Source organism: Methylobacterium sp. JK268 (assembly GCF_054052225.1).
The window spans coordinates 60,930-83,826 of record NZ_JBSVZN010000039.1 but is presented as its reverse complement, the minus strand read 5'-3'; the positions used below and the strand labels follow the sequence as shown (position 1 = coordinate 83,826).

The window sequence follows — 22,897 nt, the reverse complement described above, 5'->3', positions numbered from 1 at the left end:
CGCCGAGCCGGAGATCATGCGCGCGTCGCAAAAGGGCATCGTTCACAAGAACACGGCCTCGCGGAAGGTGTCGCGCCTCTCGGCCCGCGTGAAGGCCCTGCAGGCCTGACAAGAGCCGGTTTCCGGCAGCGGTGAAGCCCGGCGCGAGTCGGGCTTTTTCCGTTGGGCTCACGGCCCCGGATCGTTTTCGAGCCGGATCGGCTCCCCGTGCGGCGTGGCGGCGGCCGCCCGCGCGAAGGCGTCGCGGCGCTCCGACAAGTTCCTCGCCGAGGTGAGGCCGCGGGCGGCGAGCAGCCCCTCGATCGTCTCCAGCCAGAGCGCGTAGTCGGTCGGGCGGTCGCCCTCGCGGCTCGCCGCGCCGAGCGCCTGCGCCCACTCGCTCCAGGTGAAGAGGCCGCGATCGTGCAGGGCCACCACCATCGCGAAGGTCTGCGCCTCCCAGGGGGCCGCGAAGGCGGGCGTGTCGGGGGCGCTCACGCGGCGTGCCCTTCCGCGATGCGCCCGCGGGCGGGCTCCAGGTAGCTCTCGAAGGCGTTGACCGAGACGCTCAGGCCCGGATCGGCCTCCTCGCCCCACAATTCCACGCCCGGGAAGCGCACCGTGTAGAGCCATTGCGGCGTCTCGCCGGTGAAATGCGCGTTCGAATCCGGGAACACGAAGGCGCCGTGGACGCGCTCGACCGTGCCGGTGCGGCCGCGGACGTAGCGGGGCAGGCGGGTGTGGCCGGTCGGGTTGATCACCTTGGCGGTGACCTCGTCGCCCACCGCGAAACGGGCCGGGTGGGCGGCCGGGCGGTCGCTCGGGAAGCCGCGGGCGAAGAGCGGCGGGATCTCGTCCGCCTTGGGCACGCGGGCGACGGGGGCGGGCGGGGCGAGGGCCGCGCCGGCCCGGAGCTCGGCCTCGCTCACGAGCCCGTGTCGGACGACCTGCTTCTCCAGGGCGCGGAACCAGATCTCGTAGTAGCTCGCCGCCATGTACTCGGGCGGCGGCAGGGATTCGCGGGCGGCCCGGCTCGCGTCGAGGTTCCAGGTGCCGGTGAGCCCCATCGCCATGGCCATCGCGAAGACGCGGCGCTCCCACTCGGCGTGGAACCAGGGCTCGTCCGCCTCGAAGCCGATCGGCCCGAAGCCGTGCATCCCGCCGAGATCCTGTCCGCCGTTCATGCGCGCACCACCTGGTCGGGAGCGAGGGGAAGGCCCGTGCCGATCATGGAATCGCGGGTGACGAGGTCGGCGAGGGCCGCCTCGTCGAGATGATCGGTCCCGGGGGGCCGCATCGGCAGCACCATGTAGCGGAGTTCCGCGGTGGAATCCCAGACCCGGATGCGGGTGGTCTCGGGCAGGGTGACGCCGAACTCGCCGAGCACGCCCCGCGGGTCGATCACCGCCCGCGACCGGTAGGGCGGCGACTTGTACCAGACCGGGGGCAATCCGAGGACCGGCCAGGGATAACAGGAGCACAGGGTGCAGACGACGAGGTTGTGCTGCTCGGGCGTATTCTCGGCCACCACCATGTGCTCGCCGCCCCGCCCGCCGAAGCCGAGTTCGCGGATCGCCGCGGTGGCGTCGTCGAGGAGCCGGGCGCGGTAGGCGGGATCGATCCAGGCGCGGGCCACCACCCGGGCGCCGTTGCGGGGACCGATCCTGGTCTCGTAGGTGTCGATGAGCGTGTCGAGGGTGGCCGGATCGACGTAGCCCTTCTCGACCAGGATGGATTCGAGCGCCCTCACCCGCAATTCCATCGGCGAGAGTTCGCTGCCGTGGTGGTGCGGGTGGTCGTGGTCGTGGTGGTCCGTCATGCCGTCCTCCCGGGCGCAAGGATTAGACCGGCGCGGGGCGGGCGTCACGGGGGTGGGAGAGGCGCTCCGGGGTGCTTCGAGGCCGCCTGCGGCGGCACCTCAGCATGAGGAGCGTGATGGCTTCCATGGTATGTTCCGCAAAGGAACCTGCTCCGACCTCCTTGGGACCTGCCTGCTTGAATGCGTTCGTCTACCTGCTGCTCTGCGCAGACGGCAGCTACTATGTCGGATCGGCGCGCGGCGAGACGCTCGACAGGCGGCTGGGCGAACATCAGGCGGGGACGTTCCCCGGCTACACCCATTCGCGTCGACCGGTCGCACTCGTCTACGCGGAGCAATTCGACCGGATCACGGATGCGATCGCTGTCGAGCGCCAGATCAAGGGCTGGGGGCGCAGTAAGAAGGAAGCCTTGATTCGAGGTGATTGGGACGCCATCCAGCAACTGGCGGAGCGTCCTTCGACGCGTGGAACACCTGCGGGTCTGCCAGAGTAAATTTCAACGTTCGGCATCGACGTCGATGGAAGACACGAGAATCCTCATGCTGAGGTGCTGCGAAGCAGCCTCGAAGCACCCCTGTACGCTGATCCTAGATAGGATTGGATAGCTGTTCAGGGTTGCTTCGAGGCTCGCTTTGCTCGCACCTCAGCATGAGGAGCCGCGTGTTTTCCAATTCCATCTCCTCTGAACATGCTAACAGGATGGTCTTCAGCAAGTTCGACGAGATCGTCATTCACCAAGAACTTGATTTCATCCCGACCACCTCCACTTCCCTGGTGCCAGCATCGAGGATCCAGCCCAGCGATCCCGACAGGAGGAAGCCCGGATGACACTCCGCCTCATCGCCACCATCACGGCCGGCCTGCTCATCGGCGTACCCGCTGTCGCGACCGCCGACGACGGGCACGGCATGGTCCTCGTCCCCGGCGACGCGGCCGTGACGTGGGGACCGGCGCCTCCCGCGCTGCCCAGGGGAACCGAGATCAGCATCCTCGCGGGCGACCCGGAGAAGCCTGGGCCGTTCACGCTGCGGGTCCGCTTCCCGGCCAATACCCTGGTCGCGCCGCACACCCACGCGACCGCCGAGAGCGTGACGCTCCTCGCGGGCTCGCTCACGCACGACATGGGCGAGACCGTCGACAAGGCGCGCGGGAAGCCGCTGGAGAAGGGCGGGTTCGTGTTCCTGCCCGCCAACATGCCCCACTCGCTGTGGACCTCCGCCGAGCCGGCGACGGTCCAGGTGTCGGGGACCGGGCCGTTCGGGCTGACCTACATCAACCCCGCGGATGACCCGAGCCGGCAGGGACGCTGACCGGGCCCCGCTAGGGCCGCACCGCCGGCGCCTCCATGGGCAGGCCGCTCGCCCGCTGCATCAGGTAGAGTTCCAGCGCGACCACCTCGGGCGCGTCCGGCGGGAACGGCTCGGCGCGCATGCCGGAGAGGCAATTGCGCAGCCGGCGGCGCAGGGAGCCGAGATCCTGCCACTCGAGGCGATAGAGAGGGTAGCCGTTCGGGTGGCCCTGCGGGATGGTGCTCGCGCCGAGATGCCGGCCCCAGGCGCCGTCGTGGCAGGCGGCGCAGGACAGGTCGAGCTGCCCCATGCGGCGCGTGAACAGCGCGCGCCCCTGCTCCCGCGGCGCGTCGAGGCGCGGATCGGCGGGCGGCGCCACCGGCAGCCCGCGCGACTGCGCCGCCACCGCGGCGGTGAGGGCGAGGAGGAGCCGGCTCTCCGGCGGCAGCGAGGCCTCGCCCTGGTGGCGCGTGCGGCAGAGGTCGATCCGCGACTCCAGGTCCAAAGGGCGCCCGGCCTGCGCGTCGAAGGCGGGGTAGCGGGCCGCGACGCCGCGCAGCCCCGCGAGGTCCCCGTGGCAGCCGGCGCAGGAGGGTCGGCCGGTCGCCGGCGCCGTCGTCCAGGCCTCGACGCCGTCCGCCACCCAGAGCTGGCCCGGATTGGCCGCCTCGTCCCGCTGCATCGCGCGCAGCTCCGGCGTCATCTGGTCGAAGCCCGAGCGGCGCTCGCCCTGCGGGATCTCCGCCGTCCGGCCCGGGCCGGCGAGGAGGGCCAGGGCGACGAGCAGGGCGGGCGCGCGGCTCACGTCACCTCGATCGCGGCGTGCTCGGTCTGCGTGAAGCCGTTGTCGCCGCTCCAGGTGAAGGTGAAGGTGCCGCTGCGCGTCGCCACCGTGCTGAAGGTCAGGTAGGGATTGGCGGAACTGGCCGGGAACAGCTCCGCGCGGAACACCTCCTCGTCCTCGAAGCGGCAGACGAACTCCGTGATGATGTTGCGCGGCAGCAGGCGCCCGTCCGGGCCCGGCCGGTAGCCGGTCTCCATCGGGTGGGAGATCAGGGTCTTGATCTCGACGGTCGTGCCGGCCTTCGCGGTCTTGGGCACGTTGATCAGGCTGCGGGCCACGGCGTCAGCCCTCCACGCAGGCGGCGAGGGTGACGATCGCGTCGGCGGTGGCGGACCAGTAGCTGCCGTCGCTCATCTCGGCGATCGCCGTCACGGTCTGGGAATCGGCGAGCCGAATGCGGGTCGCGACGGTGGCGCGGCCCGCCCGCGGCCCGAGCCACAGCGTGATGACGTTCGGCTGCGGGTTCTTGTCGTTGAACACCGCGATCCGGCGGACGTGATCGGCCGGGGTCATCGGGCTCTCCACCGCGACGGTCAGCGGCACGGCGTTGCCGTTCTCGACCAGCGGCGGCACGTCGAGGGCGACGCGCCCCGGACGGACCGGCACGCCGCCGGTGAAGCGCCGGATCGCGGCCTGGGTGGGCTCGCGCGGCGGGCGCTCGACCGCCGCGGCCGGGCGCACCAGCGCCACCGCGAGCAGCCCGGCGCCGCCAGCCAGGACGGATCGCCGGTCCGGCCCCGTCATCGTGTCCCTCCCTCGCCGCGGAGCGTGCCCAGATAGGCGATCACGTCCTCGACCTCCTGCGCCTCCAGGATCGGCCGGCCGCGGAACGGCGCCGCGACCCGGTCCCGCCCGTCGACGCGCCCATACGAGGGCATGATCGTGTCGGGATTCAAGAGGCGGCCGTCGACGAGCCGCAGGCGCAGCCGCCCCGGCGAGAGGCGCTCGCCGACGCCCGCGAGGCTCGGGCCGACATCGCCCTCCGGGCGGCCCGCGGGCCCGCCGAGGCCCGCATGGCAGAGAGTGCAGAGCCCGCGCCGCGGGTCGGTGGCGATGGCGCGGCCCCGGGCCGGATCGCCCGGCACGGTCGTGAGCGGCGCCGGCATGGCATCGCCCTCGACCGCCCCGGGAGAGAAGGCGAGGAGCAGGGGAAGGGCGGCGAGAAGGTGTCGCATCGGGCGGGCGGGCGTCGTCGCCCCGGAACATGGCTCCGGGGCGGCCCAGTTCAGCCGGGTGCGACCATCCGCTTGGGTCTCAGGCCCGCCGCTTCATCAGCGCCGCGGCAGCGAGCCCGACACCCGCCACCACCGCGCCCGTGGTCAGCGGATGGAGTTGCGCCCGGGTGTAGGTGCTGGTGCGCCGGACATAGCCCGGGTGGCCGCCGCGGATGTGCCCGTCCTGGCCGGGCTCGTGCAGCGCCCCCTGCGGGTCGCGCGGCGGCTCCGCCCCGCGCTGCATCTGGGCGACGTGGCCGCCCATCCGGTCGAACACCTCCGGCGCCAGCTTCTTGAGGCCGGTGATCGCCCGGCCGCCGCCGCCCACATAGATCTCCCGCTGCGGGTGGACCGCCGCGTGCAGGATCGCCCGGGCCACCTCGTCCGGATGGTAGACCGGGGGCGGGAGCTGCGGCTCGCGGTCCATGTAGTTGCGGGCGTGGTGGGTGAGCGGCGTGTCGATCGAGCCGGGCTTGATCAGCGTTACCGAGACCGGCACCCGCTCCATCTCCAGCTCCGCCCGCAACCCGTCCGTGAAGCCGCGGATCGCGTGCTTGCTCGCCGAGTACATGGCCTGGAGCGGGATCGACAGGTCGGAGGCGATGCTGCCGACATTGACGAGCGCGCCGCCCTGGCGCCGCAGGTAGGGCAGGGCCACGAGCGAGCCGTAGACCGTGCCCCAGAAGTTGGTCTGGAACAGGCGGTCGCTGTCCTCGTCGCTGACCTCCTCCAGGCGCCCGAAGATCGAGATGCCGGCGTCGTTCACCCAGGTATCGATGCGCCCGAAGCGCTGCAGCGCCTTGTCGGCGAGGGCCTGCACGTCCTCGCGGCGGCCGACATCGCCCACCGCGTGGGTGACCTGCCCGCCCTCGCGCTCCAGTTCCTCCTGGATCGTGGCGAGCGCCTCGGCGTTGCGGGCCCCCATGACGACGCGGGCGCCGCTGCGCGCCGCCCGGCGCGCCGTCGCGAGTCCGATCCCGCTCGACGCCCCGGTGATCACGATCACCTGCTGGTCGAGGGGCTTGTGCGTGAAGGCCATCGGGTTCTCCGTACTGGGTGGGAGTGTCTATCGCCCGACCCAACGGCTGCGGAGGCCATCTGTTCACCGGCCGCGACGCCGGTTCACTCGACGTCGGGCGCGACCTGGCCCCAGTTGAGGACGGCGACCAGGGTGACGCCGCCGGTGACGTTGCCGAGCAGGGTCGGCAGGAAGAAGCGCACGGCATAGTCGCCCCAGCTCGCCTCGCCGGTGAAGACCAGGAAGGCGGCGTCGACCGAGCCGGCCACGATGTGGGCGAGGCTGCTGATCGCGATCACGTAGGTGAGGATCAGGATCACGAAGGGCCGCGCGCCCCCCGAGGAGGGCATGAGCCACACCATCAGGGCGATCAGCCAGCCCGCCACCACGCCCTTGGCCAGGGTCGCCCCGAACGGATGGGCCATGGTGTGCCGGCTGATGTCGCGGAAATGCGCCCGGACGGCTTCGTCGAACACCTCCGTGTGCGCGATGGAAGCCGCGAACAGCAGCGTCCCGACGATGTTCGCCGAGAGCACGATGGCCCACAGGCGCAGCACCCGCCGCAGGACCGCCGCCGTGCGGTCGTGCAGGAGCGGCAGGATCGGGGTCAGCGTGTTCTCGGTGAAGAGCTGCTGGCGGCCGAGCACGACGATCAGGAAGCCGATCGGATAGCCCCAGCCGGCCACGAGGTCGCGCCAGGGCGCGTCGGGCAGCCGCGAGCGCAGCACGCCCTCGACCACGAGCGAGAAGCCCATCGACAGGCCGGCCGCGAGGCCGGAGAGCAGCAGGGCCAGGGCGGTCCGGTCGAGTTCCTCGTGACCCTCGTGCCGGATGACCTCGGCGATGACGATGGCGCTGGGCCAGCGCTCCTCCTCGACCTGACCGGCCACCGCGTCCTCGACACCCCTGCGGTCGGGTTTCCCGTTCGCCATGGCCGCCCCCGCTCCGGGCCCCAGGCCCGACCCGGCCTCAAGCGGCGGGCCGGCGGCGGGTTCCCGCCCGCGCGCCGGTCAGCCCGAGGCGCCCGGGTGGATCGGCGCCTGGTAGGCGAGTCCCATGTCCCAAGGGAAATAGATCCAGGTGTCCTGGCTCACCTCGGTGACGAAGGTGTCGATGAGCGGCCGTCCGGCGGGCTTGGCGTAGACCGTGGCGAAATGGGCCTGGGGCAGCATCCGGCGCACGACCTGCGCGGTCTTGCCGGTATCGGTGAGGTCGTCGATCACCAGCACGCCGCGCCCGCTGCCGTCGCCGACGTCCCGGATCGTCGGGGCGATGTCCTTGAGGACGCTGAGCGCCCCCTGCTCCTGGTAATCGTGGTAGCTCGCGATGCAGACCGTCTCGATCAGGCGGATCCCGAGTTCGCGCGCCACCACGGCGGCCGGGACGAGCCCGCCGCGGGTGATGCAGACGATCGCCTCGAACGGCCCGGCCCCGGCCAGGCGCCAGGCCAGCGCCCGGGCATCGCGATGGAACTGGTCCCAGGAAACCGGGAAGGCCTTCTCGCCGGCGGACGCCATCGGTCGTCTCCCCGTCAGGCCCGGTCCGCCCGCAGGCGGGCGACCAGGGCCTCGATCTCGGTGCGGGCCGCCGCCAGCACCGCCGGGTCCTTGGCGCGGGCGACGATCTGGTTGCGGAAGCCCTCGGGCGTCATCGACGGGTAGGAGCCGATCGACACCCCGGGGAAGCGCGCGGCCAGGGCCGCGAGGTCGGCCGCGTAGAGGCCCTCGGGCAGGTTCCTGGCCTCCACCGTCTCGGCGATCATGCGCGCGCCGGTGCGCAAGCGCGGCGCCACGCGGTCGAGCATCGCCTGCATGATCGAGGGCACGCCGGCCATCACGATCACGTTGCCGATCATGAAGCCCGGCGCCTTCGAGATCGGGTTCTCGATCAGCTCCGCCCCGAACGGGATGCGCGCCATGCGCAGCCGGGCCTCGTTGAGGTCGGCCTCCGGGATGCGCTCCAGCAGCATGGCGCGGGCGCGCGGGTCGACGTCGATGCCGACCCCGAAGGCCGCCGCGACGCAATCGGCCGTGATGTCGTCGTGGGTCGGCCCGATCCCCCCGGTGGTGAACAGATAGGTGTGGCGGGCGCGCAAAGCGTTGACGGCGCCCACGATCTCCTCGGCCACGTCCGGCACGACGCGCACCTCGCGCAGGTCGATGCCAACATTCGTGAGGTACTCGGCGATGTAGCCGATGTTCTTGTCCTTGGTACGCCCCGAGAGGATCTCGTCGCCGATGACGAGCAGGGCGGCCGTCACGTGGGTCGGGGTCTCGTCGCTCAAGCGCGCCTCCGGGCTGAGGACCCGCTCTAGCTCGCGGCGCCGCGCCGCTCAAGCGTCGCGCATCTGTCCGCATCCTGCTAAGCGGCGAGGATGATCGCGCCGCAGAGCCCGCCTTGCGCTTCCCGTCCCGGCTGACCGAGGGGCGGCTCGTCCGCCGCTACAAGCGCTTCCTCGCCGATGTCGAACTCGCCGACGGCAGCGTCGTGACGGCGCATTGCGCCAATCCGGGCGCGATGCTGGGCCTGGTGGCGCCCGGCCGACCGGTCCTGCTCTCCGCCTCCACCAACCCGGCGCGCAAGCTCGCCTGGTCCTGGGAGATGGTGGAGGCCGACCTGCCGGGCGGGCCGCAATGGGTCGGCATCAACACGATGCGGCCGAACCTGCTCGTGGCCGAGGCCTTCCGCGCGGGCCGGCTGCCGGTGCTGCGCGAGGCGACCGCCCTGCGGCCGGAGGTGCGCTACGGGCAGGCGAGCCGGGTCGATTTCCTGGCCAGCGCCCCCGCGGGACCGATCCACGTCGAGGTCAAGAACTGCCACATGATGCGCGCGGCCGGCCTCGCCGAGTTCCCCGACTGCACCGCGGCGCGCAGCGCCCGGCACATGGACGAGCTCGCCGGCGTGGTGCGGGCGGGTGGGCGCGCCATGGTGATCGTGGTGGTGCAGATGCGCGCGGAGCGCTTCGACGTGGCGGGCGACATCGATCCGGGCTTCGCTTCGGCCTTCCGGCGGGCGCGGGACGCCGGGGTCGCGGCCCACGCCTATGTCTGTCGGCTGAGCCCCGAGGAGGTGGCGATCGACGCGGAGATCCCGATCGTCGCCGCGGAGGCGAGCGCGGATCACCCGGGCTGATGGCGCCGCCGCCGGCCGGATTGCGCCCCGTCCCACGCCTCGCTACGACACCCTGCATCACGCAAGGTCAGGACCACGATGATCGTCCAGGCTTGCCTCAACGGCGCCCGTCCCGACGGTTACCACCCGCGGTTGCCGCTGACTGCGGAGGCGATGGCCCGCGACGGCGTCGCCTGCGTCGCGGCCGGGGCTGCCGAACTCCATCTTCACCCCCGAGGCTCGCATGGCCGCGAGAGCCTCGACGCCGTGGACGACACCGTCCTGGCGCTCCGCCGGGCGTGCCCCGGCACGGCGATCGGCGTGTCGACGGGAGCCTGGATCGAGGGGAACGCGGAGCGCACCCGCGACGCCATCGCCCGCTGGACGGCCCTGCCGGACTACGCCTCCGTCAACCTCTCGGAGCCGGACGCCCCGGCGGTGATGGACCTGCTGCGCGGGCGCGGCGTCGGGATCGAGGCGGGCCTGGCCACGCCCGAGGACGCACGCCGTCTCCTGGCGCTTCCTAGCCACGACCGCGTCACGCGCGTGCTGATCGAGGTGGAGGAGCAGGATCCCGGGGAGGCCCTGCGTGTGGCCGACGCGATCGCGACGGTGCTGGCGGATGCGGGCCCGCGGCGTCCGCTCCTCCTGCACGGCCTCGACGGCACGGTCTGGCCCCTCGTCGCGCTGGCACGGGACCGGCGCTGGTCCACCCGCGTGGGGCTGGAGGACGGCCGCGCGCTGCCGGACGGCTCCGTCGCCGCGGACAACGCCGCGCTGGTGGCTACCGCCGTCGCAGTCTACCGGCGGTGCGGTGCCGCCGCGTGAGACACCCGCCTCACGCCTTCTCGAAGATCAGGTTGAGCCGCGTGCGCGCCATGCGGCGGTAGCCGTGGCTGGTGAGCAGCGCCGAGAGGTCGGTCTGCCAGAGGTCGGTCCCGTCCTCCAGGATGATCAGGCTCGGATGCAGCGCCCGCGGCGCCCGGCGCAGGAACGGCTCCAGAATCAGATCCTCGGCGCCCTCCACGTCGAGCTTGATCGCGTCGATGCGGGTCAATCCCTCGCCGGTCACGAGGTCGAGGAGCGTCACCGCCGGCACCCGGATCGCCGCGCCCTCGTTGGTGCCGACGACCTTGAGGCTCGACTCCCCGCTGTTGCGCTGGTCGACGAAGAGCGTCAGCTCGCCCGCCTTGTCGGCGATCGCGCAGGCCACCGCCTTGACGGTGCCGAACGGGTTCTGGGCGATGTTGTAGGCGAGCTTGTCGAAGATGTCGGGCTGCGGCTCCACCGCCAGGATCCGCGCCCCGGGCCCGCTCAGACCGGCGACGAACAGCGTGTAGGCGCCGATATTCGCCCCCACGTCGAGGAAGACGCAGTCCGGCCGCAGCCGCTCGGCGAGGAGCCGGCGCTCGTCGGGGTCGAAGAACTGCGGGGTGAAGAGCACCTTCTTCTCGCAGTTGTTGTTGTAGGGGTGCAAGCGCATGCGCGCGCCGAACCGCTCCACGTCGAGGGGACGGCCGCGCAGCAGCCGGATCGCGCAGCGGCGCAGGATCAGCGCGAGGCGTCGCGCGCCCCAATCCTCCGCGGGCAGGCGCTGGGTCCGGGCGACGATCCAGCGGACGAGGCCGGTCGGCGCGTAGGTCCCGAAGGGCTCGTGAGGGTGGGTCATCGCCGGGGTCGTGGTCGCCATCGGGGGCCTATGCCACCGCGGCCCGCCGCCCGCAACGGGTGGGGCGTGCCTGCCGCGGGCCCCGCGTGCGGGCATTGCGGGACCACCGGGCGCCCGATACAGGCGGGGGCGCGAAGCGGGAGCGGACGATGCAGACCTTCGATTCCGACGGCGTGACGATCGCCTATCTCGACGTTCCGCCGCAGGGCGGGGCGGGCGATCCCGTCGTCCTCGTCCACGGTTTCGCGTCGAACCATCGCACGAACTGGGTCAGCACCTCGTGGATCCGGACCCTCACCGAGGCGGGCTACCGGGCGATCGCCCTCGACAATCGCGGCCACGGCGAGAGCGGAAAGCTCTACGATCCGGAGGCCTACGCCTCAGAGACGATGGCGGAGGATGTCCGCCGCCTCCTCGACCATCTCGGCCTCGCGCGGGCGGACGTGATGGGCTACTCGATGGGCGCGCGGATCACCGCCTTCCTGGCGCTCCTGCACCCGGAGCGGGTGCGCTCGGCGCTGCTGGGCGGGCTCGGCATCCACCTCGTCGAGGGGAGGGGATTGCCGGCGGGGATCCCGGACGCCATGGAGGCCCCCTCCAGCGCCGACGTGACCGACCCCGTGGCGCGCTCGTTCCGGATCTTCGCCGAGCAGACCCGCAGCGACCTGCGCGCCCTCGCCGCCTGCATGCGCGGCTCGCGCCAGACCCTGTCGCGGGGCGAGGTGGCGCAGATCGAGGTGCCGACCCTGGTCGCGGTCGGGACTACCGACCACATCGCGGGGTCCGGACCGGCGCTCGCCGCCCTGATCCCGACCGCCCGGAGCCTCGAGATCCCCAATCGCGATCACAACCTCGCGGTGGGCGACAAGGTCCACAAGCAGGGGGTGCTGGCCTTCCTGGCCGAGCGACCCTGAGCCGATCCCCCGACCGGGCCGGCCCCTACTGCGCCCGGATATGGCGCTGGCGGCGGTCGCGGGCCCGGATGCTCGCCATGGGTATACGCAGGATGGCGCGCTGCTGGGCATCCTCGACGCGGATCGAGCTGCGCCGCCAGTCGCAGGCGAGGCTGCCTTCCTCCAGCAGATGGGTGGCGAGCCGCGTGGCGCGCTCCAGGGCGTCGGCCCGGCTGGCGAGCCGCACGCCCTCCTCGTCGAGGACAACCTTCGAGCCGCTCTGAAAGTGAAAATAATACAACGTCATCTCACGTCGATGTCCTTACGAATAGTCAAAGCGGCGGGCTGCTGCCCTCATTGCCCCACTTAGGAAGCATCATTGCGTATAACATACAATAAAGATCGACAACCGCTGGTATGGGTGCATTCGCGATAATGAAACAACCAAGACGTGCCTTGTTCAGAAAAACACTTTTCACACAACGCCCTAGGACGTTTGGAGGACGTGAATTTTTCTTGGCTTAGGCCGAAAGGACGGCGGTTCGGCGACGGCCAGGTCAAGGAGATAACCCAGAAGGATGGACGCCGATCCGGTCGGCCTTTGAACATATTTCGTTCATTCGGCGAATGGATCGAAGAACAACCTCGCAAAGCGGGTGTGGCTTTGCGGGACGGAACATGTCCTTGGGTTTGCTCGATAATCCGTCCGACAGGGACCAGCCCGGCCTCGATCTCGGCCGGTTCGGCGCCGGGCGGGGCCGGCTCGGCAGGCCGACCCAACAGGCCTGCGTGGCGACTGATGAGCATTTTTGTTTCAGTCGGGCCGATCACTCTCCGGTCGGTCGGGCCGGCTTCACCTTGCGGAGCCTCGCCGACGGCCACCCGGCAGCCATCGGGCCTGCCGCTCGGCGCATCCCTGGCACGGGATCCTCGCGAAGCCGCCCCGCATCACGGCCCGAGCGGCGCTCGCGCTCGCCGCCAGCCTCGTCCGTTTCCGGGAATGAGGCGCGACATGCCGGCGTCGCGCATAGGGCTCCCCGTGTCCGGATGTCCCTCCGCCGACCCTGCCGCCGCCGGGACAGAAGGAAGTGACGTGGGCGACGAGCCGACCCGGCCGTCGGACAGGCCGGCGTCTCCTCATCGAAGCCGATCTCCGCATCGCCGTGCGAGGCGCGGCATCGCCGCGCCATCAACGGACATCGGAGGACCGGCGACCCGGGAGCCGCGGCCCGAGAGCGATGGGCGGCGGGCTCGGCCCTGAAACGACGAGAGCCGCCCGAGGGCAGCTCTCCTTGACGAATGGCGGGCGAAGAAGGTGCGGGCCGTTGGTTCAGGCCCGCAGGCGCGTGCGGATGTCGCCGAGGCTGCGGCGGATCAGGTCCTGGGCCGCGTCGCCCGTCACCTTCTCCCGCAGGATCGTCTCGGAGACGCGCACCGCGGCCTCGGCGGCGGCGGCCCGCACCTCGGCGGCGGCCTGGGTCTCCGCCAGCGCGATCTTCGCCTCGGCGGCCCGGGTGCGCCGCTCCACGAACTCGTTGAGGCGGGCCTGCCCTTCGGCGGCGGCGCGCTCGGCCTCGGCGCGGGCGTTCTGGACGATCGTCTCGGCCTCGCGCTCGGCCTCGGCGCGGCGCTTCTGGTAATCGGCGAGGACGGCGGCGGCCTCCTCGCGCAGGCGGCGCGCCTCCTCCAGCTCGCGGCGCACCCGCTCGCCGCGGCGGTCGAGGCCGCCGATGATCTGGTCGAAGCCGCCCGCCTTCCAGACGATGCCGCAGAAGATCACGAACGCGACCGCGACCCAGAATTCCGGTTCCATCATCGTCGGGTCCTCCGGCTCAGTGCGCGGTCTGGGTGCGGTCGTAGGCCGCCTCGATGGCGGCACGGTCGGGCGCCTGTCCGACGAGGCGCTCGACGATCGCCGCGGCGGCATCGGCGGCGATCTCGCGGACATTGCCCATGGCGCTCGCGGTGCGGGTGCGGATCTGCGCCTCGGCGTCGGCGAGCTTGGCGGCGAGGTCGGCCTCGAGCGTCTTGCGCCGGGCCTCCGCCTCGGCAGCGAGGCTCTCGCGGGTCGCCTGCGCGATGCCCTTGGCCTTGTCCTGCGCCTCCTTCAGGGAGCGTTCGTAGGCCTCGCGGGCGGCATCCGCGTCGGTCTTCATCCGGCTGGCCTCGTCGAGGTCGGCGGCGAGACGCGTCTGGCGCTCGTGCAGCAGGCTGGTGATGCGCGGGATCGCGACCCGGGACATCAGGTAGTAGAGCAGCCCAAACGTGATGGCGAGCCACAGGATCTGCGACGCGAAGGTGCTGCTCTGGAAAGGGGGAAATCCGCCGCCATGCTCGGAGGCCGGCTCGTGGATCAGGCCTTCCTGCAGGCCGGCATGGGGAGTGGGCTGCGCCATCGTGTCGTCCGGGAGTGCGGGAGCCTGGAAGGGCATCGCGCCGGCCCATCGGCCGGCGGGAGCGAAGCGGCCGCCGCGCCCCGCCAGGGGAGCACGGCGCCCGGGAGGGCGGGCGCCGGGCCGCGGCCGCGCGGGCCGTCGGCGCCGGACGCCCGGGCCGCGCGGCTTTAGACCGCGAACAGGAGCAGCAGCGCGACGAGCAGCGAGAAGATGCCGAGCGCTTCCGTCAGCGCGAAGCCGAGGAGGAGGTTGGCGCGCTGGCTGTCGGCCGCGGAGGGGTTGCGCAGGGCGCCCGCGAAGAACTGGCCGAACAGGTTGCCGAGGCCCACGGCAGCGCCCGCCATGCCGAGGCAGGCGAGACCGGCGCCGATGTACTTCGCAGCAACGGGATCCATCTGAGTACTCCTGAGGTCGTCTGGTCGTCTGGCTGGTGGGATCCGGCCGCGACACGGCGAACCGGGGTGGGGAGGGCAGAGGTCCCGGCCGGGCGGCCGGGAGGCACCGGCCGTCAGTGGCCGGGATGGAGCGCGTCGCTGAGGTAGATCGAGGTCAGCGTCGCGAAGACGTAGGCCTGCAGGGCCGCGACCAGCAGCTCGAGGGCCGTGATGGCCACCGACAGGGCCAGCGGCAGCGGCGAGAGGATGCCCCAGACGCCGGCGGCGAGCAGCGCCGGCACGAAGCCCGCGAAGATCTTGAGCGCGATGTGGCCGGCCAGCATGTTGGCGAAGAGACGGACCGAGAGGCTGATCGGCCGCGAGATGAAGGACACCACCTCGATCGTCACGATCAGCGGCTTCAGCCAGCCGGGGACGCCCGGGGGCACGAACAGGTCGAGGAAGTGCAGGCCGTGCGCCATGAAGCCGTAGATCACCACGGTCAGGATCACCACGAGCGCCAGCATGAAGGTGACGATGATGTGGCTCGTCACCGTGAACGTGTAGGGGATCATCCCGAACAGGTTGAGCACCAGCACGAACATGAAGAGGGAGAAGACGAGCGGCACGAAGCGCTCGCTGCCGTGGCCGGCCGATTGATGCACGGTCGAGGCGATGAACTCGTAGAAGGTCTCGGCGAGGGACTGCATCCGCCCCGGCACCAGCGAGCGCTGGCTCGTCGCGACGATGGTCAGGAGGGCGATCACGCCGACCGCGGCGAACATGTAGAGCGCCGACTGGGTGAAGGCGATCTGCTGGTGGCCGATATGCCCGAACGAGACCAGCGGCTTCAGCTCGAACTGGTGGATCGGATCCAACTTCACGGCCATACCGGTCCCGCCCCTCTGTGTCGCTCAGGCCCCGCGGCCATCCGCGTGCCACCTGACCCGCGCAGGCGGATGCACGGCATCCACCCGATGATCAAGTCCCCGTGTCGTTTTTCTCACGTCCGTGGCCCGAAGAACCCCGACACGCGCATCACGTTCATCACCCCGGCCGCAAAGCCCAGCAGGACGAGCACGATCATGCCCCACGGCTTGGTGCCGAACAGGCGGTCGAAGCCCAGGCCGAGGAGGCCGCCCGCCAGGACGCCCGACACGAACTCCGTCGAGAGGCGTAGCGCGCGCCCGAGCTGCGAGGGCTCGCCCGTCCGCGAACGCGACGACGGATCGGGAGCGGCGGGCGGCCGCTTCCGGTCGATCTGCTGTTCGAGACGCTTGAGCCTCGCGGAGAGATCGCTCTCCGAGGCGGGACCGCGCTCGTCGCCGCCCCCGTTCCGCGGTTCGGTGCCGGTCATCGCGCCACCCCGCATCGGAAGGGCGGAGAGATCCGGCCCGGGTGCCCCCTTCGAGCGGGCGCACCATAGTTTCGCCCCGGGAGCGAGTCAAGGATCCGTGATGGTGCCATAAGTGGTTGTTTTGCCTTATGGATTGGGAACGGCCGAGCCGCCCTCACACCGCCTCGGCGAGCGCCTGCGCCTCCGCGAGGGCGACGGAGACGAGCTGCGAGACGCCGCGCTCGGCCATGGTCACCCCGAACAGCCGGTCCATCCGCGCCATGGTGATCGGGTTGTGCGTGATCACCAGGAAGCGGGTGTCCGTCTCCCGGGCCATGCGGCCGAGGAGGTCGCAGTAGCGCTCGACATTGGCGTCGTCGAGGGGGGCGTCGACCTCGTCGAGCACGCAGACGGGCGACGGGTTGGTGAGGAACACCGCGAAGATAAGCGCGATGGCGGTCAGCGCCTGCTCGCCGCCCGAGAGCAGCGTCATGGTCTGCGGCTTCTTCCCGGGCGGGCGGGCGAGGATGTCGAGGCCGGCCTCCAGGGGATCCTCGGAATCGACCAGCGTCAGTTCCGCCGTCCCGCCGCCGAACAGGGTGGTGAAGAGCCGCTCGAAATGGCCGTTCACCGCCGCGAAGGCCGCGAGCAGCCGCTCGCGCCCCTCGCGGTTGAGGGCCGCGATGGCGCCGCGCAGGCGGCGGATCGCCTCCACGAGGTCGTCGCGCTCGCGCCCGAGGGCGTCGCGCCGTCCCTCCGCCTCGGCGAGTTCCGCCTCGGCGCGCAGATTCACCGCGCCGAGCCGGTCGCGGTCGCCCCTGAGGGCGGCGAGCCGGGCCTCGGCGGCGGCGGCCGGTGGCAGGTCGGCGCCCGGCGCGAGGCCGGCCAGGGCGACGAGCCCCTCGGGGGTCGAATCGAGGGTCTCGGCGATGCCGCGGACGATCTCGCCGAGGCGCCGCGCCAGGGCTTCGTGCGCCGCGACCGCGGCGGCCCGGCCCTCGCGCGCCTCCGCGAGGGCGTCGAGGGCCGTCCGGGCGCGGGCATCGGCCGAAGCCAGGCCGGCCTCCGCCTCGGCCAGGCGGTCCGCCGCCGCGCGCCGCGCGGCCTCCGCCTCCCGGGTCGCGCCGGCGAGGCGGTGGCGCTCCCGCACGAAGGCGTCGGGCGCCTCCGCCAGTTCCGCCTGCTCCTCCTCGGCCTCGGCGAGGCGCCCGGCGAGGTCGTCGAGGGCGGCCAGCGAGCGGGCTTCCCGCTCCCGCCAGCGCGCCCTGTCCTCGGCGAGACCGGCACGGCGCCGGTCCCGCTCCTCGCGGGCGCGGGCGAGCGCCAGGGCCTGCGCCCGCGCCTCCGCGGCCGCCCCGCGCCGGGCGGCGGCCTCGCGGCCGGCCGCGGCCAGAGCCGCCTCGGCCTCGGCCCCATCCGCCAGGGCGGCGAGCGCCTCCGCGGCGGCCTCGATCCGGCCCGCCACCTCCTCGGCCTCCTCGGCGAGGCGGTCCGCCGCCTCGGCGAGGGCGGTGCGCCGCACCGCCGCCTCGGCGGCCCGCGTCTCGGCCGCCGCGAGGGCGATCCGGGCGGCGTCGAGGGCGCGGCGGGCCGCACGCGCGCCGTCGAGCCTCCGCGCCTCCGCGGCGGCGGCCTCCCGCACCCGCTCCTGCAGGCGATCCGCCGCGGCGCGGGCCTGCGCGAGGGCGTCGCGCGCCTCCGCGGCCCGGCCGCGCAGCGCGTCGAGGCGGTTGCGCTCCGCGAGGCGGCGGGCCGCGGCCGAGGGCGCCTCCGCCGCCGCCGTGAACCCGTCCCAGCGGTGGAGATCGCCCTCGACGGTCACGAGCCGCTGGCCGGGGCGCAGCCGCGCACGGAGCGCGGCGGCCTCCCCGCGCGGGGCGAGTCCCACCTGGGCGAGGCGGCGGGCCAGGGCCGCCGGCCCGGAGACCACCCGGGCGAGGGGCATCACCCCGTCGGGCAGGGGCGGATCGCCGGGATCCGGCGGGGCGCCGGCCCAGTGCACCGGCGCGGCCGGGTCGAGGGGTGCGTCGAGATCCTCGCCGAGGGCGGCGGCCAGGGCCGCCTCGTAGCCCGGTGCCACCGCGAGCGCGTCGAGGAGCGGCGGGAAGCGCAGGCCGCTCGCGGGCGCGAGCAGCGTCTCGAGGGTGCGCTCCTCGGCATCGAGCCGGGCGGCCTCGCGCTCGGCCGCGGCGAGGGCAGGCCGCGCCCGCGCTTCCTCGTCGCGGGCAGCCGCAAGGGCATCGCGAGCGGAGGCGGCCTCCTCCTCGGCGGCCTCGGCGGCTTCCCGCGCCTCGGCGAAGACCTCGCGCGGGCCGTCGAGGGCACCCTCGTCGCGCAGCGCCTCGCGCTCGCGGGCGATCCGCCCGCGCTCGGCCGCGAGGCGGTCGGCGCGGGCGCGCTCCTCCCGCATGGCCCGCTCCAGGGCCGTCCGTCGCGCCTGGCCCTCGGCCGCGCTCCGCTGCGCCGCCGCCAGCGCGGCCTCGGCGCGGGCGAGCGCCGCCTCCGCCGCCGCGACCCGCGCCTCGGCCTGCGCGCCGGCCTCGGGGCCGTCCGTCTCCCCGATCAGCGCGGCCTCCTCGGCGTCGAGCCGCGCGAGGCTCGCGGCGGCATCCGCCCGGGTCGCCCGCTCGCGGTCCGCGTCGCGCCGCAGATCGGCGATGCGGCGGGTGAGGTCGCGCAGCCGCTCGGCAGCCCGGCGCTCCTGCGCCTCCAGGGCCGCCGCCGCATGGGTGAGGCGCTGCAGGGCCGCCGCGGCCGCGGCCTCCGCCTCGCGCAGGCGGGGCAGGGCGGCCGCCGCGACCGCCTGGGCGGTGGCGGTCTCGGTCTGCGCGGCCTGGGCGGCGGCGAGCCGGGCGAGGGCGGCGGCCACCTCCCGCTCGGCCGCCGCGGCCTCCGCGCGCGCCTGCCGGTGCGCGATCAGGTGCAGCAGCGCCTCGTGGCGGCGGATCTCGGCCGCGATCTGCCGGTAGCGCTCGGCCGCCCGGGCCTGCCGGCGCAGCGACTCGACCCCGGAGGTGATCGCCCCGAGCACGTCCTCGACCCGGGTCAGGTTCTCCTCGGCGGCGCGCAGGCGCAGCTCGGCCTCGTGGCGGCGGGCGTGCAGGCCCCCGATCCCGGCCGCCTCCTCCAGCACCCGGCGGCGGGCCTGGGGCTTGGCGGCGATCATCTCGGCCACCTGCCCCTGGCGCACCATCGCGGGGGAGCGCGCGCCCGTGGAGGCGTCCGCGAACAGCAATTGCACGTCGCGGGCGCGCACCTCGCGGCCGTTGATCCGGTAGGTGGAGCCGGCTCCGCGATCGATCCGGCGCATCACCTCCAGCAGGTCGGCGTCGTTGAGGGCGGCGGGCGCCGTGCGGGCGGCGTTGTCGAGGCTCAGCGTCACCTCCGCGTGGCTGCGCGAGGGCCGCCCCCCCGAGCCGGAGAAGATGACGTCGTCCATGCCCGAGGCGCGCAGGCTCTTGTGCGAGTTCTCCCCCATCACCCAGCGCAGGGCCTCGACGAGGTTCGACTTGCCGCAGCCGTTCGGCCCGATGATGCCGGTGAGGCCGGGCTCGATCAGGAACTCGCTCGGGTCGACGAAGGTCTTGAAGCCGACGATGCGCAGGCGGGTGAGCTTCATGGGAACCGTTCGCGACGGGACCGCGCGCGCCGCCGCAACGCTACCCGCCGCCCGCCGCCTTGATCAGGTCCGCGAAGGCCTCGATCGAGGTCTCGCCCTCGTGCTTGCGCCCGTTGACGAAGAAGGTGGGCGTCGAGTCGACCCCGAAGGAGGTCTCGGCGCGCTCGCAGGAGGCGTTCACCGCCTGGTAGAGCGCCTGGTCCTTGAGCGTGGCGGCGACATCGTCGTGGCCGATCCCCGCCTGCCGCAGCAGCGTGTCCAGGGCCTCCAGGGGCTTTTGCGCGAATGCCCAATCCGCCTGCTTGTCGAAGAGGAGGTCGGTCAGCGGGTAGTAGCGCGCGCCGTTCTCCCGGCGCGCCACCATGAAGGCTGCGACGTCGAGCCCGTTCAGGCAGAAGGCGCGCAGCACGAAGCGCACCTGGCCGGCATCGACGAAGCGCGCCTTCAGGGCCGGCCAGGTCTCGCGGTGGAAGGCCGCACAGTGCGGGCAGGTCAGGGAGGCGTACTCGACGATCGCGACCTTGGCCTCCGCCGGACCGAGCCAGAGGTCCGGGAGGGGACCCGGATCCATCAGGCCCTCGGGCGCCGCACCTTCGGCGCGCACGGCGCTCGGAGCGACGAGGGCGGCCCCGAGCGCCGCTCCGCCCAGACGAAAGACCTGCCGTCGTGTCGTCATCGCCCCGCTCCCCGTCCCGCTCCGAGCCTCACGCCCCGACGATCGGCCTGATCACCTTCTCCATACCGTCGATCGACAGCTCGCCGGAGAATTTCTGTCCGTTGATGAAGAAGGTCGGGGTCGCCGAGACCTTGAACGCCGACATGCCGCGCTCCTTCACGACGTTGATCGCGTCGTAGAGCTTCTGGTCCTTGAGCGTCGCCTCGAACTTCTCGCGGGAGAAGCCGGCCTGCTTCATCATCTGCTCGAGGGCGTCGAGGGGCTTGGGCGCGAAGGCCCAGGCGGGCTGCTGGTCGAACAGCAGGTCAGTGACCGGGTAGTAGCGCACCGAATCGTCGGCCCGCGCCAGCATGAAGGCCGCGGTGGCGAGCGGGTCGAGGGGGAACTCGCGCAGCGTGAAGCGCACCTTGCCGGTGTCGATCCAGCGCTCCTTCAGGGCCGGGTAGGTGCCCTTGTGGAAGGCGGCGCAGTGCGAGCAGGTCATCGAGGCGTACTCGATGATGGTGCACTTGGCCTCCGCCGGCCCGAGCCAGACGTCCCCGAGGGGGCCGGGCTGCATCAGCGCGTCCGGGGACGCGCTCTGGGCGAGGGCGGAGAGGGTCAGCCGGGGCAGCAGCAGGGCGGCACCGAGGGCCGAACCGGTGAGCGTCAACGCATCGCGCCGGGTGATCATGGGACGTTCTCCGAGACGAGCCGATGGGTCCAGACCCGGAGCGGTAGAATCGCGGCCATCTCGTGGCAAGGCGCCGCGGTGTCGCCGCGGCCCGTCAGCGGGGCGTCATCACGGCGATGCCGAGCCGGTCGAGGGCGTCGCGCAGGCGATCCTCCCCGATCGCCGAGACGGCCCGGGCCACCTCGCCGCGCCGCGCGGGGTCGAGGGCGGGCTTCGGCGCCGCGGCCCGGCCCCGGCCGCCGCGCAGGATCCGGTCCTGGCGCAGGGTCAGGCGGCCGACGCAGGCGAAGCCGTAATGGCGGTTGATCCGCTCGATCACCAGCGGCGCGAGGTGCTGGAGTTCGAGCGCGAAGGCGCCCTCGACCCGCACCACCAGCGTGCCCGGGGCGGGCTTCGCGTCGCTCCCGCGGGCGCCGCGGCGGCGCGGCCACTCGAACTTCTCCGGCTGGCAGAAGCCCGCGAGGCGCTCCCCGACGATCTCCGGCCAGGAGGCCAGGATGTCGGTGGAGGCGAAGCCCTGCGCGGCGAAGACCGGTCCCAGCGACCGCTCGATCAGTTCGCTGAGAGGCTTGGGGCGGGCCATGGGCAGACGGGACCTGTCGGAGCCGGGAAGGGCCGGAACGCGAGACGGCCACAGGACCACGCCGGCTTCAAGGATTCGTTGCCGGGCGGGCCCGCCGCGTCGGATTCCGCGGTCGCCGGGAGACCTCCTCCTCAGCGCCGCGAAAACCGGCTAAGCGGGACGGCATGGTAGCGCCCGCCGCGACGCCCGCGAAGCCCCACGCCGAGGACCTGCTGGTCTGGTACGACCGCCATCGGCGCGCGCTGCCCTGGCGCGCCCTGCCGGGCGAGCGTGCGGATCCCTACCGGGTCTGGCTGTCGGAGGTGATGCTGCAGCAGACCACCGTGGCGGCGGTGAAGCCCTACTTCGCGAAGTTCCTGGCGCGGTTCCCGACGGTGGCGGCCCTGGCCGCGGCGCCCGAGGAGGCGGTGATGAGCGCCTGGGCGGGCCTCGGCTACTATTCGCGCGCCCGCAACCTCCACGCCTGCGCCAAGGCGGTGGCCGCCGCCGGGCGCTTCCCGGACGATGCGGAGGGCCTGCGCAAGCTGCCGGGCATCGGCGCCTACACGGCGGGCGCGATCGCGGCGATCGCCTTCGACCGGCCGGAAGCGGCGGTGGACGGCAACGTCGAGCGTGTGATGGCGCGGCTCTTCGCCGTCGAGACGCCGCTGCCCGCCGCGCGCCCGGAGATCCGGCGCCTCGCCGAATCGCTGGTGCCGACGAACCGTCCCGGCGACTTCGCGCAGGCCGCGATGGATCTCGGCGCGACGATCTGCACGCCCAAGCGGCCGGCCTGCGCGCTCTGCCCCTGGATGCTCCCCTGCCGCGCCCGAGCCGAGGGCCTGCAGGAGAGTTTCCCGCGCAAGATCCGCAAGGAACCCGGGATCCTGCGACGGGGGGCGGCCTTCGTGGCGATGCGGGCGGGGGACGAGGCGATCCTGCTGCGCACCCGGCCGCCGGAGGGGCTCCTCGGCAGCATGGCGGAGCCGCCGACCAGTCCCTGGACGCCGGACTACGATCCGGCGCGGGGGCTCCTCGATGCGCCGCTCGACGCGCGCTGGAAGCGGCTGCCGGGCGTGGTGCGCCACACCTTCACGCATTTCCCGCTCGAACTGACGGTGTTCCTGGCGCGGGTCTCGGCCGGGACGGAGCCGCCGGACGGCATGCGCTTCACGCCGCGCCGGCACCTCGACGAGGAGCCGCTGCCCGGGGCGATGAAGAAGGTCCTGGCCCACGCCCTGGCGCAGACCGCGCCGGCGGCGCCCCGGCTCCCGGAGCCGCCGCCCGATCCGGACCTCGCGACCCCCGCGGAGCCCCCGCCGCCCGCGCGGCGCGCGCCCCTGCCGAAGGTGATGTCGCGCCGCCCCGCCTCGGCCGCGCCGATCCGCAAGGACCGGCCCGGCCGGCGCTGAGGGACCGGCGGC

29 protein-coding genes are annotated in these 22,897 nt (G+C 73.1%); 7 read left to right on the top strand and 22 right to left on the bottom strand.

Annotated features, from left to right (window positions below; genetic code table 11):
• Positions 1 to 109: 30S ribosomal protein S20 (gene rpsT / locus ACW9J6_RS30200; protein WP_457120054.1), on the top strand; the 109-nt coding region annotated here is incomplete at its 5' end.
• A 59-nt stretch (positions 110 to 168) separates the two neighbouring features.
• Here rpsT and ACW9J6_RS30195 read toward each other — a convergent pair.
• From ACW9J6_RS30195 to nthA, 3 genes are read right to left on the bottom strand one after another with little or no spacing between them, the layout of a single operon-like run.
• Positions 169 to 477 carry a nitrile hydratase accessory protein gene (locus tag ACW9J6_RS30195; protein WP_457120050.1) on the bottom strand — a complete coding sequence of 103 codons (309 nt, stop codon included), beginning with the start codon at positions 475 to 477 and terminating at the stop codon, positions 169 to 171.
• Positions 474 to 1,163: a nitrile hydratase subunit beta gene (gene nthB, locus ACW9J6_RS30190; protein ID WP_457120049.1), complete on the bottom strand. Its 690-nt coding sequence runs from the start codon at positions 1,161 to 1,163 to the stop codon at positions 474 to 476. The genes ACW9J6_RS30195 and nthB overlap by 4 nt, the downstream gene beginning before the upstream one ends.
• Entirely contained in the window at positions 1,160 to 1,798 is a 639-nt protein-coding gene (gene nthA, locus ACW9J6_RS30185) for a nitrile hydratase subunit alpha (protein ID WP_457120048.1), read from the bottom strand. The genes nthB and nthA overlap by 4 nt, the downstream gene beginning before the upstream one ends.
• 176 nt (positions 1,799 to 1,974) lie before the next feature.
• Between nthA and ACW9J6_RS30180 the strand changes: the two genes are divergently transcribed.
• Positions 1,975 to 2,292, top strand: a complete 318-nt coding sequence (locus ACW9J6_RS30180; protein ID WP_457120047.1) for a GIY-YIG nuclease family protein — start codon at positions 1,975 to 1,977, stop codon at positions 2,290 to 2,292.
• 331 nt (positions 2,293 to 2,623) lie between these two features.
• On the top strand, positions 2,624 to 3,109 hold the full coding sequence (locus ACW9J6_RS30175) for a cupin domain-containing protein (RefSeq protein WP_457120046.1): 486 nt from the start codon (positions 2,624 to 2,626) through the stop codon (positions 3,107 to 3,109).
• A 10-nt stretch (positions 3,110 to 3,119) separates the two neighbouring features.
• On the opposite strand, the gene soxA is transcribed toward ACW9J6_RS30175, so the two are convergent.
• From soxA to ACW9J6_RS30135, 8 genes are all read right to left on the bottom strand, one after another.
• Positions 3,120 to 3,893 (bottom strand): sulfur oxidation c-type cytochrome SoxA, encoded by a 774-nt coding sequence (soxA, locus tag ACW9J6_RS30170; protein ID WP_457120045.1) that lies wholly within the window; start codon positions 3,891 to 3,893, stop codon positions 3,120 to 3,122.
• Positions 3,890 to 4,210 carry a thiosulfate oxidation carrier complex protein SoxZ gene (gene soxZ, locus ACW9J6_RS30165; RefSeq protein ID WP_457120044.1) on the bottom strand — a complete coding sequence of 107 codons (321 nt, stop codon included), beginning with the start codon at positions 4,208 to 4,210 and terminating at the stop codon, positions 3,890 to 3,892. Before soxZ ends, soxA begins: the two co-directional genes overlap by 4 nt.
• A gap of 4 nt (positions 4,211 to 4,214) precedes the next feature.
• Positions 4,215 to 4,676 carry a SoxY-related AACIE arm protein gene (locus ACW9J6_RS30160; RefSeq protein WP_457120043.1) on the bottom strand — a complete coding sequence of 154 codons (462 nt, stop codon included), beginning with the start codon at positions 4,674 to 4,676 and terminating at the stop codon, positions 4,215 to 4,217.
• Positions 4,673 to 5,107 carry a sulfur oxidation c-type cytochrome SoxX gene (gene soxX / locus ACW9J6_RS30155; protein ID WP_457120042.1) on the bottom strand — a complete coding sequence of 145 codons (435 nt, stop codon included), beginning with the start codon at positions 5,105 to 5,107 and terminating at the stop codon, positions 4,673 to 4,675. Before soxX ends, ACW9J6_RS30160 begins: the two co-directional genes overlap by 4 nt.
• A 79-nt stretch (positions 5,108 to 5,186) precedes the next feature.
• Positions 5,187 to 6,185, bottom strand: coding sequence for an SDR family oxidoreductase (locus ACW9J6_RS30150; protein ID WP_457120041.1), 999 nt, complete (start codon positions 6,183 to 6,185; stop codon positions 5,187 to 5,189).
• 83 nt (positions 6,186 to 6,268) lie between these two features.
• Complete coding sequence (locus ACW9J6_RS30145; protein ID WP_457120040.1) at positions 6,269 to 7,096, bottom strand: formate/nitrite transporter family protein; 828 nt, start codon at positions 7,094 to 7,096, stop codon at positions 6,269 to 6,271.
• Between the two features lie 78 nt (positions 7,097 to 7,174).
• Positions 7,175 to 7,681: a xanthine phosphoribosyltransferase gene (gene gpt / locus ACW9J6_RS30140; RefSeq protein ID WP_457120039.1), complete on the bottom strand. Its 507-nt coding sequence runs from the start codon at positions 7,679 to 7,681 to the stop codon at positions 7,175 to 7,177.
• 14 nt (positions 7,682 to 7,695) lie between these two features.
• Positions 7,696 to 8,448 carry a competence/damage-inducible protein A gene (locus tag ACW9J6_RS30135; RefSeq protein ID WP_457120038.1) on the bottom strand — a complete coding sequence of 251 codons (753 nt, stop codon included), beginning with the start codon at positions 8,446 to 8,448 and terminating at the stop codon, positions 7,696 to 7,698.
• 113 nt (positions 8,449 to 8,561) lie between these two features.
• Here ACW9J6_RS30135 and sfsA point away from each other — a divergent pair, with 113 nt between their 5' ends.
• On the top strand, positions 8,562 to 9,296 hold the full coding sequence (gene sfsA, locus ACW9J6_RS30130) for a DNA/RNA nuclease SfsA (RefSeq protein ID WP_457120037.1): 735 nt from the start codon (positions 8,562 to 8,564) through the stop codon (positions 9,294 to 9,296).
• Between the two features lie 78 nt (positions 9,297 to 9,374).
• Positions 9,375 to 10,103 carry a 3-keto-5-aminohexanoate cleavage protein gene (locus ACW9J6_RS30125; RefSeq protein WP_457120036.1) on the top strand — a complete coding sequence of 243 codons (729 nt, stop codon included), beginning with the start codon at positions 9,375 to 9,377 and terminating at the stop codon, positions 10,101 to 10,103.
• Positions 10,104 to 10,113: 10 nt separating this feature from the next.
• Here the strand turns inward: ACW9J6_RS30125 and ACW9J6_RS30120 are convergent, their stop codons facing one another.
• Positions 10,114 to 10,965 carry an FkbM family methyltransferase gene (locus ACW9J6_RS30120; RefSeq protein ID WP_457120035.1) on the bottom strand — a complete coding sequence of 284 codons (852 nt, stop codon included), beginning with the start codon at positions 10,963 to 10,965 and terminating at the stop codon, positions 10,114 to 10,116.
• Between the two features lie 128 nt (positions 10,966 to 11,093).
• On the opposite strand from ACW9J6_RS30120, the gene ACW9J6_RS30115 reads away from it, so the two are divergent.
• The gene (locus ACW9J6_RS30115) at positions 11,094 to 11,858 is read left to right on the top strand and encodes an alpha/beta fold hydrolase (RefSeq protein ID WP_457120034.1); all 765 of its coding nucleotides are present in this window, start codon (positions 11,094 to 11,096) and stop codon (positions 11,856 to 11,858) included.
• A gap of 25 nt (positions 11,859 to 11,883) precedes the next feature.
• On the opposite strand, the gene ACW9J6_RS30110 is transcribed toward ACW9J6_RS30115, so the two are convergent.
• The 10 genes from ACW9J6_RS30110 to ACW9J6_RS30065 form a co-directional block, all read right to left on the bottom strand.
• Entirely contained in the window at positions 11,884 to 12,144 is a 261-nt protein-coding gene (locus tag ACW9J6_RS30110) for a DUF6894 family protein (protein WP_457120033.1), read from the bottom strand.
• Positions 12,145 to 13,167: 1,023 nt separating this feature from the next.
• Positions 13,168 to 13,653, bottom strand: a complete 486-nt coding sequence (locus tag ACW9J6_RS30105) for a F0F1 ATP synthase subunit B family protein (protein ID WP_457120032.1) — start codon at positions 13,651 to 13,653, stop codon at positions 13,168 to 13,170.
• 16 nt (positions 13,654 to 13,669) lie between these two features.
• A complete protein-coding gene (locus tag ACW9J6_RS30100) occupies positions 13,670 to 14,233 on the bottom strand; it encodes a F0F1 ATP synthase subunit B (protein WP_457120031.1) in 564 nt (187 codons plus the stop codon).
• Between the two features lie 167 nt (positions 14,234 to 14,400).
• Complete coding sequence (locus ACW9J6_RS30095; RefSeq protein ID WP_012336551.1) at positions 14,401 to 14,628, bottom strand: F0F1 ATP synthase subunit C; 228 nt, start codon at positions 14,626 to 14,628, stop codon at positions 14,401 to 14,403.
• A 113-nt stretch (positions 14,629 to 14,741) separates the two neighbouring features.
• A complete protein-coding gene (locus ACW9J6_RS30090) occupies positions 14,742 to 15,497 on the bottom strand; it encodes a F0F1 ATP synthase subunit A (protein ID WP_457120030.1) in 756 nt (251 codons plus the stop codon).
• 113 nt (positions 15,498 to 15,610) lie between these two features.
• On the bottom strand, positions 15,611 to 15,964 hold the full coding sequence (locus ACW9J6_RS30085) for an AtpZ/AtpI family protein (protein ID WP_457120029.1): 354 nt from the start codon (positions 15,962 to 15,964) through the stop codon (positions 15,611 to 15,613).
• 154 nt (positions 15,965 to 16,118) lie between these two features.
• Positions 16,119 to 19,562: a chromosome segregation SMC family protein gene (locus ACW9J6_RS30080; RefSeq protein WP_457120028.1), complete on the bottom strand. Its 3,444-nt coding sequence runs from the start codon at positions 19,560 to 19,562 to the stop codon at positions 16,119 to 16,121.
• 40 nt (positions 19,563 to 19,602) lie between these two features.
• Entirely contained in the window at positions 19,603 to 20,238 is a 636-nt protein-coding gene (locus ACW9J6_RS30075) for a thioredoxin domain-containing protein (RefSeq protein ID WP_457120027.1), read from the bottom strand.
• A 28-nt stretch (positions 20,239 to 20,266) separates the two neighbouring features.
• Positions 20,267 to 20,911 (bottom strand): DsbA family protein, encoded by a 645-nt coding sequence (locus tag ACW9J6_RS30070; RefSeq protein WP_457120026.1) that lies wholly within the window; start codon positions 20,909 to 20,911, stop codon positions 20,267 to 20,269.
• A gap of 94 nt (positions 20,912 to 21,005) precedes the next feature.
• Positions 21,006 to 21,494 (bottom strand): DUF721 domain-containing protein, encoded by a 489-nt coding sequence (locus ACW9J6_RS30065; RefSeq protein WP_457120025.1) that lies wholly within the window; start codon positions 21,492 to 21,494, stop codon positions 21,006 to 21,008.
• A gap of 164 nt (positions 21,495 to 21,658) precedes the next feature.
• Here ACW9J6_RS30065 and mutY point away from each other — a divergent pair, with 164 nt between their 5' ends.
• Positions 21,659 to 22,885 carry an A/G-specific adenine glycosylase gene (gene mutY, locus ACW9J6_RS30060; protein WP_457120024.1) on the top strand — a complete coding sequence of 409 codons (1,227 nt, stop codon included), beginning with the start codon at positions 21,659 to 21,661 and terminating at the stop codon, positions 22,883 to 22,885.
• The last annotated feature ends 12 nt before the right edge of the window (positions 22,886 to 22,897 follow it).

Coding starts and splice junctions, on each gene's coding strand:
- nthB (WP_457120049.1), bottom strand. CDS start 1,163: ATGAACGGCGGACAGGATCTCGGCGGGATGCACGGCTTCGGGCCGATC.
- nthA (WP_457120048.1), bottom strand. CDS start 1,798: ATGACGGACCACCACGACCACGACCACCCGCACCACCACGGCAGCGAA.
- ACW9J6_RS30175 (WP_457120046.1), top strand. CDS start 2,624: ATGACACTCCGCCTCATCGCCACCATCACGGCCGGCCTGCTCATCGGC.
- ACW9J6_RS30160 (WP_457120043.1), bottom strand. CDS start 4,676: ATGACGGGGCCGGACCGGCGATCCGTCCTGGCTGGCGGCGCCGGGCTG.
- soxX (WP_457120042.1), bottom strand. CDS start 5,107: ATGCGACACCTTCTCGCCGCCCTTCCCCTGCTCCTCGCCTTCTCTCCC.
- ACW9J6_RS30150 (WP_457120041.1), bottom strand. CDS start 6,185: ATGGCCTTCACGCACAAGCCCCTCGACCAGCAGGTGATCGTGATCACC.
- ACW9J6_RS30145 (WP_457120040.1), bottom strand. CDS start 7,096: ATGGCGAACGGGAAACCCGACCGCAGGGGTGTCGAGGACGCGGTGGCC.
- gpt (WP_457120039.1), bottom strand. CDS start 7,681: ATGGCGTCCGCCGGCGAGAAGGCCTTCCCGGTTTCCTGGGACCAGTTC.
- ACW9J6_RS30125 (WP_457120036.1), top strand. CDS start 9,375: ATGATCGTCCAGGCTTGCCTCAACGGCGCCCGTCCCGACGGTTACCAC.
- ACW9J6_RS30120 (WP_457120035.1), bottom strand. CDS start 10,965: ATGGCGACCACGACCCCGGCGATGACCCACCCTCACGAGCCCTTCGGG.
- ACW9J6_RS30115 (WP_457120034.1), top strand. CDS start 11,094: ATGCAGACCTTCGATTCCGACGGCGTGACGATCGCCTATCTCGACGTT.
- ACW9J6_RS30110 (WP_457120033.1), bottom strand. CDS start 12,144: ATGACGTTGTATTATTTTCACTTTCAGAGCGGCTCGAAGGTTGTCCTC.
- ACW9J6_RS30105 (WP_457120032.1), bottom strand. CDS start 13,653: ATGATGGAACCGGAATTCTGGGTCGCGGTCGCGTTCGTGATCTTCTGC.
- ACW9J6_RS30100 (WP_457120031.1), bottom strand. CDS start 14,233: ATGGCGCAGCCCACTCCCCATGCCGGCCTGCAGGAAGGCCTGATCCAC.
- ACW9J6_RS30095 (WP_012336551.1), bottom strand. CDS start 14,628: ATGGATCCCGTTGCTGCGAAGTACATCGGCGCCGGTCTCGCCTGCCTC.
- ACW9J6_RS30090 (WP_457120030.1), bottom strand. CDS start 15,497: ATGGCCGTGAAGTTGGATCCGATCCACCAGTTCGAGCTGAAGCCGCTG.
- ACW9J6_RS30085 (WP_457120029.1), bottom strand. CDS start 15,964: ATGACCGGCACCGAACCGCGGAACGGGGGCGGCGACGAGCGCGGTCCC.
- ACW9J6_RS30080 (WP_457120028.1), bottom strand. CDS start 19,562: ATGAAGCTCACCCGCCTGCGCATCGTCGGCTTCAAGACCTTCGTCGAC.
- ACW9J6_RS30075 (WP_457120027.1), bottom strand. CDS start 20,238: ATGACGACACGACGGCAGGTCTTTCGTCTGGGCGGAGCGGCGCTCGGG.
- ACW9J6_RS30070 (WP_457120026.1), bottom strand. CDS start 20,911: ATGATCACCCGGCGCGATGCGTTGACGCTCACCGGTTCGGCCCTCGGT.
- ACW9J6_RS30065 (WP_457120025.1), bottom strand. CDS start 21,494: ATGGCCCGCCCCAAGCCTCTCAGCGAACTGATCGAGCGGTCGCTGGGA.
- mutY (WP_457120024.1), top strand. CDS start 21,659: ATGGTAGCGCCCGCCGCGACGCCCGCGAAGCCCCACGCCGAGGACCTG.